Source organism: Pseudarthrobacter sp. NPDC092439 (genome assembly GCF_044754945.1).
In the GTDB taxonomy this organism is placed as follows: Bacteria; Actinomycetota; Actinomycetes; order Actinomycetales; family Micrococcaceae; genus Arthrobacter.
Map to the genome: position 1 here is coordinate 81,723 of NZ_JBIVQB010000006.1, position 12,909 is coordinate 94,631.

The window sequence follows — 12,909 nt, forward strand, 5'->3', positions numbered from 1 at the left end:
TACAAAGGCACCCTGCTCGATGCTAGTCTGCCAAGATGCCACACGATCAGGGGACCATACCTGTCCTGGACCTTAGTACAGCACGCCGGGCCGACGGGTCCTTCAATCCAGAGTTCATTGAGCAACTTCGCTACGCCACGCACAACGTGGGGTTCTTCCAGGTGACGGGCTACGGCGCCGCGCCCGGACAGGCCGAACACCTCCTGGAGGTGATCCGCCGTTTCTTCGCGCTGCCCCTGGAGCAGCGGATGAAGCTTGACAACCGCCTCTCGCCACACTTCCGCGGCTACACCCGAATGGGCACGGAAGTCACCCAGGGCCGGGCGGACGCACGGGAACAGATTGACTATTCGCCGGAGCGCGAACCCGTTCCGGACTACCCTGCGGACCAGCCCTTCTGGCTGCTCCAGGGCCCCAACCTCTGGCCGGACGAGTTCTTCCCCGAACTCAAGCCCGCAGCCATGGAGTGGGCGGAGCTGATGTCTTCCGTAGGCATGGAACTGATGCGGGCCATCGCGGTGACGCTGCGGCTGCCCGAGGACTACTTCGACGAGCCGTTCCAGGGCACCCCGGCCTGGATGGGCAAGCTGGTGCACTACGTGGGAGGCGTGGTGGAGGCGGCCGGTGACCAGGGCGTGGGCTCGCACGCGGACTACGGTTTCGTGACCCTGCTGCTGCAGGACGACGTCGGAGGCCTCGAGGTCCTGCCCCCGGGCGCCACCGGGTGGGCTCCCGTGGAACCCATCCCGGGCGCGCTGGTGGTGAACCTGGGCGAAATGCTGGAGGTAGCCACCGAGGGCTACCTGGCCGCCACCATCCACAGGGTGCAGGCTCCGCCGCCGGGCGTGGACCGCTATTCGGTGCCGTTCTTCTGGTCGCCGCGGCTCGACGCGGTGATCGGGCCAGTTCCGCTGGATCCCGAGCTCAAGGCTGCGGCGCGGGGCATCACCGACGATCCGGCCAATCCGCTTCTGTCCTCCTTTGGCATGAACATGCTCAAGGGCAGGATGCGCGCGCACCCGGACGTGACAGAGCGGCACTACCCGGACCTGGTGCTGCCGGGACGGTAAAGGGCCGCGGAACATGTGGATCGGCTGGATCGAGTTCGACATTCTCCTCGGCGATGTGCACAGCCTGAAGGAGAAGCGGTCGGTGGTGCGCCCCCTGCTGGCTGAGGTGAAACGCCGGTTCGAGGTCTCGGTGGCCGAGGTAGGGGACCAGGAACAGTATCGGAGGGCCAGGCTGGGCGTTGGCCTGGTGGCAGCGGACCGGGCGCACCTCGCGGAGGTGCTGGCCGGCGTCGAACGCTTTGTGGCTGCCCGCCCCGAAGTCGACCTGTTGAGCGCCCGCCAGCGCGAGCTCCACAGCGAGGACTGACCCGGCTGGACGCGTCAACAAAAATCCGCGCCGGTTCCGGACATCTGCGCCCCGGGTCAGGGGTGCGTTTGTCCGGAACCGGCGCGGATTCCTTGTGGAGCGTTAGCCGAAGTACTTCGGCAGGGTCCCTTCGTGGGCCTCGCGGAGGGCGTCCAGGGACAGGCCTTCCACGCCGTTGATCTCCAGCTTGCCGCTGGCCGCGTCCACCACGCCGATGCGGGTGTGGGCGAAGCCGCGGGCGGTGCACATGTCCGTGAAGCGGACTTCTTCGGAGCGGGGCACGCCAACGATCGCGCGGCCCTGCGACTCGGAGAAGAGCGCGGTGAACAGGTCCACGCCGTCGCGGTCCATGACGTCCTGCAGCGCGATCCTGGCACCGACGCCGTAGCGCAGCGACGACTCCACCAGGGCAGCCGCGAGGCCGCCTTCGGAGAGGTCGTGAGCGGAGTCGATCATGCCGTCACGGGACGCATTGATCAGGATCCCGCCCAGGGCGCGTTCGGCCTCGAGGTCCACCTTGGGCGGCCGCCCGCCCAGGTGGCCGCGCATGTTGGCCCATTCGGAACCGTCCAGCTCGGCAGCCGTGGTGCCGAGCAGGTAGATCGCCTGGCCGTCCTCGCGCCAGCCTGACGGCGTGCGGCGGGCGACGTCGTCGAGCTTGCCCAGCACCGCCACCACGGGGGAGGGGTGGATGGGGGTGCTGCCCGTCTGGTTGTACAGCGAGACGTTGCCGCCCGTGACCGGAATGCCCAGCACCATGCAGGCGTCGGACAGGCCGCGGATGGCCTCGGCCAGCTGCCACATGACATCCGGGTCCTCGGGTGAGCCGAAGTTCAGGCAGTCGCTGACGGCCATCGGGATGGCACCCGAAGTGGCCACGTTGCGGTACGCCTCGGCCAGTGCCAGCTGCGCGCCGTGGTACGGGTCCAGGTAGGTGTAGCGGCCGTTGGCGTCGGTGGCCAGGGCAACGCCCAGGCCCGTTTCCTCGTCCACGCGCACCACACCGGCGTCGTCCGGGAACGCCATGGCGGTGTTGCCGCCCACGTACCGGTCGTACTGGTTGGTGATCCAGGATTTGGAGCACATGTTCGGCGATGCCACGAGTTCAGTTACGGCGGCAGCCAGGGAAGCCGGGGAAGACGGGCGGCCGGCGTCCTGCACGGAACCGGTGAAGGTGTCTGCCTGGACGGAGTCCTGCCACTCGGGGCGGGCGTACGGGCGGTCGTAGACCGGTCCGTCGTGCGCGACGGTGCGGGGATCGACGTCGACAATCACCTCGCCTTCCCAGGTGATGATCAGGCGGCCGGTGTCGGTCACCTCGCCCAGCCAGGAGTACTCCACGGCCCACTTGTCCATCACGGCCTCGAACGCTTCCACGTTCTCCGGGGTTACCACGGCCATCATGCGTTCCTGCGACTCGGACATCAGGATTTCGCCCGGGGTCAGCGTGGGGTCGCGCAGCAGGACGGAGGTCAGCTCAACCTGCATGCCGCCGTCGCCGTTGGAGGCCAGTTCGGACGTGGCGCAGGAGATGCCTGCCGCACCGAGGTCCTGGATGCCCTCCACCAGGGAGCCCTTGAACAGTTCAAGGCAGCACTCGATGAGGACCTTCTCGGCGAAGGGGTCGCCCACCTGGACGGCGGGACGCTTGGACGGCTTGGTGTCGTCAAAGGACTCGGAGGCCAGCACTGAAGCGCCACCGATGCCGTCGCCGCCGGTGCGTGCACCGAACAGGACCACCTTGTTGCCCTTGCCGGAGGCGTTGGCGAGGCGGATGTCCTCGTGGCGCATGACGCCTACCGCGAGGGCGTTGACCAGCGGGTTGCCCTGGTACACGGAGTCGAAGACCATCTCGCCGCCGATGTTTGGCAGGCCCAGCGAGTTGCCGTAGCCGCCGATGCCGGCAACGGCACCGTGCATCACGCGTGCCGTGTCCGGGTGGTCGATGGCGCCGAAGCGCAACGGGTCCATGACGGCCACCGGGCGGGCGCCCATGGAGATGATGTCGCGGACAATGCCGCCGATGCCGGTCGCGGCGCCCTGGTAGGGCTCAACGAACGACGGCGAGTTGTGCGATTCGATCTTGAAGGTCACGGCCCAGCCGTCCCCCAGGTTGGTGACGCCGGCGTTCTCGCCGATGCCCACCAGCATGTCCTTCTTCATTTCCTCGGTGACCTTCTGGCCGAACTGGCGCAGGTGGTTCTTGGAGGACTTGTAGGAGCAGTGCTCGCTCCACATGACGGAGTACATGGCCAGTTCGGCGCCGGTGGGGCGGCGGCCCAGGACCTTGACGACCTCGTCGAACTCGTTCTGCTTCAGGCCCAGTTCGGCCCAGGGGAGCTCGACGTCCGGGGTCTTGGCCGCGTTCTCGACGGTGTCGATATTGAACTTCTTGGTGGTTTCCGTGGTCACTTGGCGCCTCCCACAATCTTGTTCAGGACGGAGGTGAAGAATCCCAGGCCGTCGGTGTCGGACCCGCCGATGCCATCGAGGGATTCGGGGCCGAAGCCAACTTCCACTGCGTGCTCGGGGTGTGGCATGAGGCCCACCACGTTGCCGGCGGCGTTGGAGATGCCGGCGATGTCACGGCGGGAGCCGTTCGGGTTGAAGCCCACGTAGCGGAACACGACGCGGCCCTCGGCCTCAAGCGCGTCCAGCGTCTTTTCGTCCGCGATGTACTGGCCGTCCTGGTTCTTCAGCGGGATGGTGATCTCCTGGCCTGCTTCGTAGTCCAGGGTCCAGGCGGTGTTGCTGTTCTCCACCCGCAGAACCTGGTCGCGGCACAGGAACTTCAGGTGGTCGTTCTTGATCATGGAACCGGGCAGCAGGTGCGACTCGGTGAGGATCTGGAAGCCGTTGCAGATGCCGAGGACCGGCAGCTTCGCTTCGCTGTTGGCGGCGTCGATGATGCGGGACATCAGCGGGGCGAACCGGGCGATCGCGCCGGCGCGCAGGTAGTCGCCGTACGAGAAACCACCGGGGATGATGACGGCGTCCACGTCACCGAGTCCGCTGTCGCCGTGCCAGAGTTCGACGGCGGTGCCGCCGGTCAGACGGACGGCACGGGCTGCGTCGCGGTCGTCAAGGGTTCCGGGGAAGGTGACGACGCCGATCCGGGCGCCGGCAAGGCGGGGTTCCGCCGCAACGGCGACGGCCTCGCCGATCAGGGGAAGTTCAGTCATGTCAGGCCTCGACGACCTCGACGTTGACGACGTCCTCGATCACGGGGTTGGAGAGGAGGGTCTCTGCGGCGTTGCGGGCCTGGGCCAGGATCTCCTCGGTCACCTCGCCGTCAACGGTCAGTTCGAAGCGCTTGCCCTGGCGGACAGAGCTGAAGCTGGTGAAGCCCAGCCGGGGGAGGGCCCCGACGATCGCCTTCCCCTGCGGGTCCAGAATTTCGGGCTTGGGCATGACGTCAACAACGATCCGGGGCATCCGGTAACTCCTGTGCGTGAGCTTGGGTAAGGGCGCAGCGGAGTGGTGCCGTCTTACGCCGTACCGTCTGTTGGGGACCTTCAGGGTGAACAGTGTGGACGGGCGCTCCGCGAGCTTGCTCCTCTATTCTAGCGGCCGCGGCACCCTCCCTGAATCAGGGGCCGGGGCAGCCTGCTCTGGAGATGTTGGGGGCCGCTCACTAGGATTGGCGAATGGCTGAGAATTCCAAATCCGTGCTGTTGCCCGTGGTTGCCGCGGCTGTTTTCGCCGGCCTGGGGCGGATGGTTCTGCAGAAGATCAAGGCGGACAGGCAGGCGCGAAACATCCGTACCGCCGGGCCGGTGGACGAGAAAACCCGGCAATGGATCAGCGAGGTGGTCCGGACGCCACGGGAGTAGCCTTCCCCGGAATCCGCAAGCACGGCAGGGCGCCTTTCGGGGCGCCCTTTTTTGCGGCCGGACCGGGCCTCAGTGCGGTTACCAAGCGGGATGTGACAAGCCAAAAATTCCATAATGTGCCCTATGTCATATTTGGCTCTCACTATGTACTGTGTGAATCGTCTGGTCGTATGGCATTACAAGATTTGTAATGCATGATTCGTGCCAGTCGTTTTCCGGCCCCCGTCTCTGGCCGGGCCGGGTACATCGTGAAAGGGTTGCACGTGAAATCAAGTGGAAAGAGCCCCGCCCGGGGCGGGGGACTCCGGAAGGCGGCCGCGCTTGCCGTCGGGCTACCGCTTCTCCTCTCGTCACTGTCCATGGGGCCTGCCACCGCGGCGCCGGACGGACCTGATGGAGGAGCCGCGGCATCCGGCCCGGAAACACCCCGATACGGGGATGGTCGCTACATCGTCGTCCTGACGGGCCCCGCAGCCGCGGCCTACGAGGGGCAGACGGCGGGCCTGGGCGCAACGAAGCCCCGGGCAGGCCGCAAGCTGGACGCGGGAAGCGCCAACTACAAGGCGTACGACGCGCACCTGCGCCGGCAGCAGCAGGCCGTGGCCGCGGACCAGGGGGTGACCTTGCGGAAACAGTTCACCGCAGCACTGAACGGGTTCAGCGCAGAACTCACAGCCAGCCAGGCAGCAGCGCTCGCAAAGGACAGCCGGGTGCTGGCCGTGGAGAAGGACGTGGAGAACGCTCCGGACTACACCGCCACCGACTTCCTCAGGCTCACCGGCCCGCAGGGTGTCTGGGCCACGCAGTTCGGCGGAGAAGCCAACGCGGGCAAGGGCACGGTGGTCGGCGTCATCGACACCGGCTATGCGCCGGACAACCCGTTCCTCCAGGGCGGGCCCGTCAAGCCGCTCGAAGGCGCCCCGCAGGTGGGCGTTCCCTACCTGGCCGGTGAGGGCCGGATCGCCATGCTTAAGGCGGACGGCACCACGTTCGAAGGCGAGTGCCAGCCGGGCCAGGGTACCGGCGCAGACTTCGACGGTTCTGAGTGCAACTCCAAGGTGATCGGCGCCCGCTATTTCGCGGACACGTTCCTCCAGTATGTGCCGGAAGCGAACCGCGCTCCGGAGGAGCTCATCTCCCCGGTGGACGTGGGCAGCCACGGCACCCACACCGCCAGCACCGCGGCAGGCAACGCCAATGTCCGGCAGGTCATTGATGGCGTGGACTTCGGCAAGAGCTCCGGCGTTGCCCCGGCAGCCAAGGTCTCCGTGTACAAGATCTGCTGGGAGGACAACAATCCCAACACCGGCGGCTGCTACACCTCGGCATCCCTGGAAGCCATCGAAGCCGCCCTCAAGGACGGCGTGGATGTTCTGAATTACTCCATCTCCGGGAACAACAGCAGCACCACCGATCCCGTGGCCCTCGCCTTCCTGAATGCCGCGTCTGCCGGAGTCTTCGTCTCGGCCTCGGCAGGCAACTCCGGCCCCGCCGCTTCCACGGTGAACCACGCTTCGCCGTGGCTCGCCTCCGTGGCGGCGTCCACGTTCCCCAGTGACCTGCTGGGAACCGTAAAGGTGTCCGACGGATCCCTGTACCGGGGTGCGTCCATCATGAAGGCAGGGGTGGCCGACGCCCCCGTTGTAATCGCCGCTGACGTTGCAGCCGCGGGCGCAGTGGACGCCAACCTCTGCGTATCCGGTTCCCTGGACGCCGGAAAGGTGGCGGGCAAGGTTGTGGTCTGCGACCGCGGCGTGGTTGCCCGGACGGAAAAGAGCCAGGAAGTCCTGGACAAGGGTGGCGTGGGCATGGTCCTGCTGAACCTCACCAGCAGTTCCGAGGACGCGGACAACCATGCGGTGCCCACGGTCCACGTCAACGCCCCCAAGAGCATCGACCTGAAATCCAAGCTGCAGGCCAACCCTGCCCTGACGGTGAGCCTGCTCAAGGGCGACCTGACCGGTGACGCGCCGGCCCCTGCCCCGCAGATCGCCGGATTCTCCTCGCGCGGACCCACCCTTGCTGCAGGCGGCGACCTGCTCAAGCCGGACATCGCCGCACCGGGCGTCAACGTCCTGGCCGGCGTCTCCACCATCGGGAACGCGGGCGAACAGTTCGGCTTCATGTCAGGCACCTCCATGGCGGCGCCGCATATCGCCGGTTTTGGTGCACTGGCTTTGGCCAAGCAGCCCACGTGGAGTCCGGCGATGGTCAAATCGGCCATGATGACCACCGCCTACCCCTTGGTGAACGCGGACGGTGCGCCCAACACGGATCCGTTCCAGGGTGGAGCCGGGCACATCGACTCCACCCGGTTCACCGACCCCGGCCTGGTGTATAACTCGGACGTCAAGGACTGGCTGGCCTACCTCAACGGCCAGGGTGTGGAAACCGGAGCTCCGCAGGCCGGTAGCATCGCAGCACGCGACCTGAACCTGCCGTCCATTGCCCTCGGCAGCCTGGTGGGAGAGGTCCAGGTGAAGCGCCGGCTGACCGCTCTGGTCCCGGGCCTCTACCGTGCCGAGGCCAGGATCCCCGGCGTGAGCGTCGATGTTGAACCCAAGTCGCTGAACTTCTCCAAGGCGGGCCAGACGCGCGATGTCACCCTGACCATCCGCAACATCAGCGCTCCCCTGGGCAAGTTTGCCGCCGGAACCGTGACCTGGAAGGGCCCGAGGACCGTGACTTCGCCCATCGCGGTCCGCCCGGTCGATGCGCAGATCGCGCCGTCCTTCTCCTTCACCTCTGACGCCGGGGCCGGCAGCGGAACCATGCCGCTGGTTTCCGGTTCAGACGGCCCCGTCGGCGTTGCCGTAGAAGGGCTTGCCCCGTTGAACCAGACCGCGATCAGCAAGACGCCGGGCCCGTACGCGCCGGCCAACGATGCCCACAACGCGCTGCTGCGGGTCACCGTGCCGGAAGGCGCCACGTTCGCCCGGATGGGGGTCCAGGCGGAGTCCGGAGACGTGGACTGGGACATGGTGGTGTATGTGCCCAATGGCTCCGGCGGGCTGACCGCCGTCCAGCGTGCCACGGCCGCGGCCAGCGAGTTCCTGGACCTGGAGTCGCCCCGCGCCGGAACGTACTACGTGGTGGTCAACCTCTACTCCACACCGGACAACGGTGCGGCTAACGCTGCGGTCCAGGCGGTGACGTTCAACGGTGACGCCGGAAACCTCGTGGTCGATCCGAACCCCATCGTGGCACCCAACGGCTCGGCCACCTCGGCCACGCTGAACTGGTCCGGCCTGTCTGAAGGTGCTTACCTGTCCCGCCTGAGCCTGGGTGAGAACGGGATCAGGACCTGGGTCAACGTCCGCGTGGGTGGCGGAACGGCCGCTCCCGCCGGCGCGCCTGAGCTGGCACCGGCACAGGCGGTCCCCGCAGGCTGACGCCGGTTGTCAGCCGAAACAGGATCCCCGGTCGGCCAGGGCTGCCCGGGGATCCTGCACGTGTCCGCCCGGTTCAGTCGTCCAGTCCTCCGCGGGCGGCGTCCAGCGCCGCCGCCAGCTTCTTCCGCAGGGCCGCGGCCTCAGCGGCGAACGCCCTTTGATGCTCCACATAGGCGGCTTTGCCTTGCGCGGTTTCAATCTGAATGGGCGGGTAACCCCACTCTTCCAGGTCGTAAGGGGAGGCCTGCATGTCCATGGCACGGATCCGCCAGGACAGTTCGAAGCAGTCCATCACCAGCCCGCTGGGGAGCGCCGGCAGCAGCTTGTACGCCCACTTGTAAAGGTCCATGTTGGCATGCAGGCAGCCGGGCTGTTCCATGGTCCGCTGCAGTTCCCGGGTGGGCTGGTGTTCGTTCAGCGGGAGGGCATCGGGCGTATAGAAACGGAACGCGTCGAAGTGTGTGCACCGGATCCGGTTGTCCTTCACAACCCGGTCCGTGCCGGCTGCTCCCAAACGCAGCTGCAGGTACTCGTGGCGCAGGTCGAACCGGTCCTGTCGGTAGACCATGGCCCACTCGTGCAGGCCAAAGCAGCCGAACTGGGCCGGACGTGCTGCGGTGCCGCGGAGGATGATTTCGGCAAAGTCCACCGCATCCCGGCGGTCGGCCAGGAACGCGGCCCGGTCGAAGGTGACCGCGGCGCTTCCCGCCGGCAGCCCCAGTGCGGTGAGTTCGCCGTCGTCCAGCGCCCTGTAGTGCTTCCATCCCAGGCGGTCCGCCGCCTCCCGCCCGGCCAGGACGGTGCCCGCTCCAGGATGCCAGCGGCGCAACTGCCCGGGTTTCTGCGTGTAGTAGGTGAAAAGGAAGTCTTCCACCGGATGCTTCCGGCCGGCGGCGCGGCGGGCAAGGTAAGGATCGGCGTAGCGGCTGACGCGCTGGTGGTGGGCAGCTTCCAGGGCCAGCCAGTCCTCGGCCGCCAGGAGCTTAAACTGCTCCACCGGCGGGGCCAAGGACGGCCTTCGCGGCGTCCCAGGCAGAGATTTCGCAGCCATCGGTGCGGCTGAAGGCGGCCTCCACCGGCACGCCGTCCACCACGCCGGAAACGGTTGCCTTTTGGGGCCCGCCGTACTGCTGCGTGCAGGCACGGTCGGGGCTCTTGGGCGGCGGGTTCAGCAGGGAGGCGTTGGCTTTGAGAGCGGCGCAGGCGGCGGCAGCGGAGGGGTGCTGGCTTTCGGCCGCGGGGACGCCGTTCTGGCAGACCAGCGTGTAATTCACTGCCGGCTTGCCTTCGTCCGGGATCACGGAGATGGCCAGTTCGGCGTTGCCCTTGCCCGGGCCGGAAGGAACTGCGGAAGGAGCCTCGGGCGAGGGAGCCGGGACGGTGGTCTCGGAGTCGGGAGCGGGCTCGGTGGGGGACGCCGGCGTGGTGCCGGGCGAGGAGGAGGCGCCCGACGGCGGCGTGGCGGACGTGCCGCCACCATCGCCGGGGGTACCGGTACAGGAAGTCATGAGCAGCGCGGCAAGTGCCGCGAACGCCAGGTGCAGCCGCATTGTACGCATCACGCCGATGCCTCCTTCGTTTCTTCGATTCTAGCCCCGGGACTCGGATCCTACTCAGTGGTGGCGGCGATCAGGCCCATCATGGACGCATGCAGTTCGGTGACCTGGCTGCGGGTCAGGCCCAGGCGCTCCATCATGGTTCCCGGCACTTTCAGGGCCTCCTGGCGCAGGGCTGCACCGGCCGGGGTGAGTTCGACTGCGAGTGCGCGCTCATTTCCGTCGGCCCGCCGCCGAGTGAGGTAGCCGGCCGTTTCGAGGCGCCGCAGCAGCGGGGAGATGGTGGCGGGCTCCTGGGCAAGCGCCTGGCTAATGTTGCGGACGGTCCGGGGGCTTTCCTCCCACAGGCACAGCATGACCAGGTACTGCGGATGTGTGAGGTTGAGCCGCTCAAGCACCGGCTTGTACGCGCCCACCACGCTGCGTGCAGCGACGGTAAGGGCGAAACAGAGCTGGTGCTCCAGGAGGAGATCGTCCTCCCGGGTTTCACCGGATGTGGCAGTCATGAAACCTCCAATTGTTAGTGCACTAATGATTAGCGTACACTCCAAGCAGGAAACCAAGCGGAAGGAACAGGTTAATGGGCAAGGCTGGCCCGGAGGGCAAGGAAAACGCAGCGCAGCGCTTCATGCGGGCCACCGGCCGGCTTCGCGCGGTTTTTGGACCGGCCAGCAGTTCCGCACTCGGTCATGACATGACCGAAGAAAACCGCAGGCTCCTGGAACAGCGGCAGGCCGAAACCCGCCAGTGGGAAACCGTGACCCGGCCGGACGGCAGCACTTACGTGGTCCCGCGGAACCCCGGGGACAAGTCCCTGCGCTGAGTTCCGCCCGGGCCGGATCCTTTCGCTGCCCCCGGGCGTAAAATGGCCTCACTGGCCGCCTGCGGAGGCGGCCGCACTTTCCCGATACCCGGGAAGGAGGTGGAAACAGTGGCACATGTACTCAGCGGCTTCATGAGCCTTACGGACAAGCTCCGGTTCCTGTTCGGACCTGCCACCCGGCTGGACGCCGATACGCCTGTAGTGCACAAACACGATGAGTTTGAACGCGCCTCCGAAGAGGACCTCGCGCACTTCATCGTGGAAAGCGATTCCTCCGGCCACCATTACGCGGTGCGCCGCGAGGACCTTGAGAAACTGGCCTAGGAGCCGTAGACACGCCAAAGGCGCCCGGGAGCCCCGGGCGCCTTTGGCTGTGGCATGTGGTGCCGCGGTATCGCCAGCCTGGTCTACCGGCCTGTGCCGCCGTAGACGGTGGCTTCCGCATCGCCGTCCAGATCGAACGCCTTGTGGATCACACGGACGGCCTCGTCCAGCAGGTCTGCATGCGTCACCACTGAGATGCGGATCTCGGAGGTGGAGATCATGTTGATGTTGATGCCGGCGTCGGACAGGGCCTTGAAGAACGTGGCGGAAACGCCGGGGTGCGAACGCATGCCGGCGCCCACCAGCGAGAGCTTGCCGATCTTCTCGTTGTATTCGATGCTCTCGAAGCCGATCTGGTCCTGGGCGGCGTGCAGGGCTGCCAGGGCGTCAGCGCCTTCCACAATGGGCAGGGTGAACGAGATGTCCGTCCGGCCGGTGCCGTGGGTGGACACGTTCTGCACGATCATGTCGATGTTCGAGTGCGCGTCCGCGATGACCTGGAAGATCGCGGCAGCCTTGCCGGGAATGTCCGGGACGCCCACCACGGTGACCTTGGCTTCGGAACGGTCATGTGCAACGCCGGAGATGATTGGCTGCTCCAAGGCGACTCCCTCTTGTGTGGTGATTTTGTCTTCGGCGCTGGGGATGACCCAGGTGCCTTCGTGGTGGCTGAAAGAGGACCGGACGTGCAGCGGGACCCCGAAGCGGCGGGCGTACTCGACGCAGCGCAGGTGCAGGATCTTGGCGCCCGAAGCGGCGAGCTCCAGCATCTCCTCGCTGGAGATCCTGGAGACCTTCTGCGCGGACGGAACCACGCGCGGGTCTGCCGTGTAAATGCCGTCCACGTCCGTGTAGATTTCGCACACGTCCGCCTCGAGGGCCGCGGCCAGCGCCACGGCGGTGGTGTCCGAACCGCCTCGGCCCAGCGTGGTGATCTCGTTCGTGGAGCGGCTCATGCCCTGGAAGCCTGCCACGATGGCGATGTTGCCCTTGTCCAGGGCCGTGCGGATCCGGTGCGGGTCGACGTCGATAATCCGTGCCTTGCCGTGGATGCCGTCGGTGATCATGCCGGCCTGCGAGCCGGTGAACGATTGGGCGCTGGCGCCGAGCTTGTTGATGGCCATGGCCAGCAGTGCCATGGAGATGCGCTCGCCGGCCGAGAGCAGCATGTCCATCTCGCGCGCGGGGGCCGAATCGGTGACCTGCGCGGCGAGGTCCAGCAGTTCGTCCGTGGTGTCGCCCATGGCGGAAACCACCACCACTACCTCGTTGCCGGACCGCTGGGCTGCCACCACCCGGGCCGCAACGCGCTTGATGCCGTCCGCGTCGGCCACAGACGAGCCGCCGAATTTCTGGACGATGAGCTGTTTGGTTACCGCATGGCCCGCGGGCAGCTCCTGCGTTGCGTTGTGCACTTCGGTAGTGGGCGTACTCATGCGCGTACCTTCACTGGGTCATTGGGGGTTCTGGCGGCCAGGCAGCCTGACGCCTAAGGCGGCGGGACTTCTCCGGACAGTTTATCGCTGCCCGCAGCGCGGGTGGAATTGTGTCATGCCGTCGTCCGGCTCCTCCGGCAGGCAGGCATCGCAGTAGGGTTGATGGGC

Annotated in this window: 13 protein-coding genes; 6 read left to right on the forward strand and 7 right to left on the reverse strand. The window is 66.9% G+C overall.

Annotation, left to right across the window (positions count from 1 at the left end; genetic code table 11):
* Positions 1-35: 35 nt before the first annotated feature.
* Positions 36-1,070, forward strand: coding sequence for an isopenicillin N synthase family dioxygenase (locus ACIQCM_RS13145; protein WP_400606619.1), 1,035 nt, complete (start codon positions 36-38; stop codon positions 1,068-1,070).
* Positions 1,071-1,083: 13 nt separating this feature from the next.
* Positions 1,084-1,377 (forward strand): DUF503 domain-containing protein, encoded by a 294-nt coding sequence (locus tag ACIQCM_RS13150; RefSeq protein ID WP_400606621.1) that lies wholly within the window; start codon positions 1,084-1,086, stop codon positions 1,375-1,377.
* 102 nt (positions 1,378-1,479) lie between these two features.
* On the opposite strand, the gene purL is transcribed toward ACIQCM_RS13150, so the two are convergent.
* The 3 genes from purL to purS are packed head-to-tail and all read right to left on the reverse strand — an operon-like array spanning position 1,480 to position 4,812.
* Entirely contained in the window at positions 1,480-3,789 is a 2,310-nt protein-coding gene (purL, locus tag ACIQCM_RS13155; RefSeq protein ID WP_400606623.1) for a phosphoribosylformylglycinamidine synthase subunit PurL, read from the reverse strand.
* The gene (purQ, locus tag ACIQCM_RS13160; protein WP_400606625.1) at positions 3,786-4,559 is read right to left on the reverse strand and encodes a phosphoribosylformylglycinamidine synthase subunit PurQ; all 774 of its coding nucleotides are present in this window, start codon (positions 4,557-4,559) and stop codon (positions 3,786-3,788) included. Before purQ ends, purL begins: the two co-directional genes overlap by 4 nt.
* 1 nt (position 4,560) lies before the next feature.
* Complete coding sequence (gene purS, locus ACIQCM_RS13165; RefSeq protein WP_045730009.1) at positions 4,561-4,812, reverse strand: phosphoribosylformylglycinamidine synthase subunit PurS; 252 nt, start codon at positions 4,810-4,812, stop codon at positions 4,561-4,563.
* A gap of 212 nt (positions 4,813-5,024) precedes the next feature.
* On the opposite strand from purS, the gene ACIQCM_RS13170 reads away from it, so the two are divergent.
* Together ACIQCM_RS13170 and ACIQCM_RS13175 are read left to right on the forward strand one after the other, a co-directional pair.
* The gene (locus ACIQCM_RS13170) at positions 5,025-5,210 is read left to right on the forward strand and encodes a hypothetical protein (RefSeq protein ID WP_400606628.1); all 186 of its coding nucleotides are present in this window, start codon (positions 5,025-5,027) and stop codon (positions 5,208-5,210) included.
* 263 nt (positions 5,211-5,473) lie between these two features.
* Positions 5,474-8,602 (forward strand): S8 family peptidase, encoded by a 3,129-nt coding sequence (locus ACIQCM_RS13175; RefSeq protein WP_400606630.1) that lies wholly within the window; start codon positions 5,474-5,476, stop codon positions 8,600-8,602.
* 73 nt (positions 8,603-8,675) lie between these two features.
* On the opposite strand, the gene ACIQCM_RS13180 is transcribed toward ACIQCM_RS13175, so the two are convergent.
* From ACIQCM_RS13180 to ACIQCM_RS13190, 3 genes are read right to left on the reverse strand one after another with little or no spacing between them, the layout of a single operon-like run.
* Positions 8,676-9,653 (reverse strand): 3-methyladenine DNA glycosylase, encoded by a 978-nt coding sequence (locus ACIQCM_RS13180; RefSeq protein ID WP_400606633.1) that lies wholly within the window; start codon positions 9,651-9,653, stop codon positions 8,676-8,678.
* Positions 9,586-10,161: an SSI family serine proteinase inhibitor gene (locus ACIQCM_RS13185; RefSeq protein WP_400606635.1), complete on the reverse strand. Its 576-nt coding sequence runs from the start codon at positions 10,159-10,161 to the stop codon at positions 9,586-9,588. Before ACIQCM_RS13185 ends, ACIQCM_RS13180 begins: the two co-directional genes overlap by 68 nt.
* 50 nt (positions 10,162-10,211) lie before the next feature.
* Positions 10,212-10,664 (reverse strand): MarR family winged helix-turn-helix transcriptional regulator, encoded by a 453-nt coding sequence (locus tag ACIQCM_RS13190; RefSeq protein WP_400606636.1) that lies wholly within the window; start codon positions 10,662-10,664, stop codon positions 10,212-10,214.
* A gap of 74 nt (positions 10,665-10,738) precedes the next feature.
* Between ACIQCM_RS13190 and ACIQCM_RS13195 the strand changes: the two genes are divergently transcribed.
* Both ACIQCM_RS13195 and ACIQCM_RS13200 read left to right on the forward strand, forming a co-directional pair.
* Entirely contained in the window at positions 10,739-10,981 is a 243-nt protein-coding gene (locus tag ACIQCM_RS13195) for a hypothetical protein (RefSeq protein ID WP_400606638.1), read from the forward strand.
* 108 nt (positions 10,982-11,089) lie between these two features.
* Positions 11,090-11,305 (forward strand): hypothetical protein, encoded by a 216-nt coding sequence (locus ACIQCM_RS13200; protein WP_400606640.1) that lies wholly within the window; start codon positions 11,090-11,092, stop codon positions 11,303-11,305.
* Between the two features lie 83 nt (positions 11,306-11,388).
* Here the strand turns inward: ACIQCM_RS13200 and ACIQCM_RS13205 are convergent, their stop codons facing one another.
* Positions 11,389-12,741 carry an aspartate kinase gene (locus ACIQCM_RS13205; RefSeq protein ID WP_400606642.1) on the reverse strand — a complete coding sequence of 451 codons (1,353 nt, stop codon included), beginning with the start codon at positions 12,739-12,741 and terminating at the stop codon, positions 11,389-11,391.
* Positions 12,742-12,909 lie beyond the last annotated feature (168 nt).

What these genes read in the sequence shown, in the direction of transcription:
- purS (WP_045730009.1), bottom strand. Translation starts at nt 4,812, where the DNA reads ATGCCCCGGATCGTTGTTGACGTCATGCCCAAGCCCGAAATTCTGGAC.
- purQ (WP_400606625.1), bottom strand. Translation starts at nt 4,559, where the DNA reads ATGACTGAACTTCCCCTGATCGGCGAGGCCGTCGCCGTTGCGGCGGAA.
- ACIQCM_RS13190 (WP_400606636.1), bottom strand. Translation starts at nt 10,664, where the DNA reads ATGACTGCCACATCCGGTGAAACCCGGGAGGACGATCTCCTCCTGGAG.
- ACIQCM_RS13180 (WP_400606633.1), bottom strand. Translation starts at nt 9,653, where the DNA reads ATGGCTGCGAAATCTCTGCCTGGGACGCCGCGAAGGCCGTCCTTGGCC.
- ACIQCM_RS13145 (WP_400606619.1), top strand. Translation starts at nt 36, where the DNA reads ATGCCACACGATCAGGGGACCATACCTGTCCTGGACCTTAGTACAGCA.
- ACIQCM_RS13170 (WP_400606628.1), top strand. Translation starts at nt 5,025, where the DNA reads ATGGCTGAGAATTCCAAATCCGTGCTGTTGCCCGTGGTTGCCGCGGCT.
- ACIQCM_RS13205 (WP_400606642.1), bottom strand. Translation starts at nt 12,741, where the DNA reads ATGAGTACGCCCACTACCGAAGTGCACAACGCAACGCAGGAGCTGCCC.
- ACIQCM_RS13185 (WP_400606635.1), bottom strand. Translation starts at nt 10,161, where the DNA reads ATGCGTACAATGCGGCTGCACCTGGCGTTCGCGGCACTTGCCGCGCTG.
- ACIQCM_RS13195 (WP_400606638.1), top strand. Translation starts at nt 10,739, where the DNA reads ATGGGCAAGGCTGGCCCGGAGGGCAAGGAAAACGCAGCGCAGCGCTTC.
- ACIQCM_RS13150 (WP_400606621.1), top strand. Translation starts at nt 1,084, where the DNA reads ATGTGGATCGGCTGGATCGAGTTCGACATTCTCCTCGGCGATGTGCAC.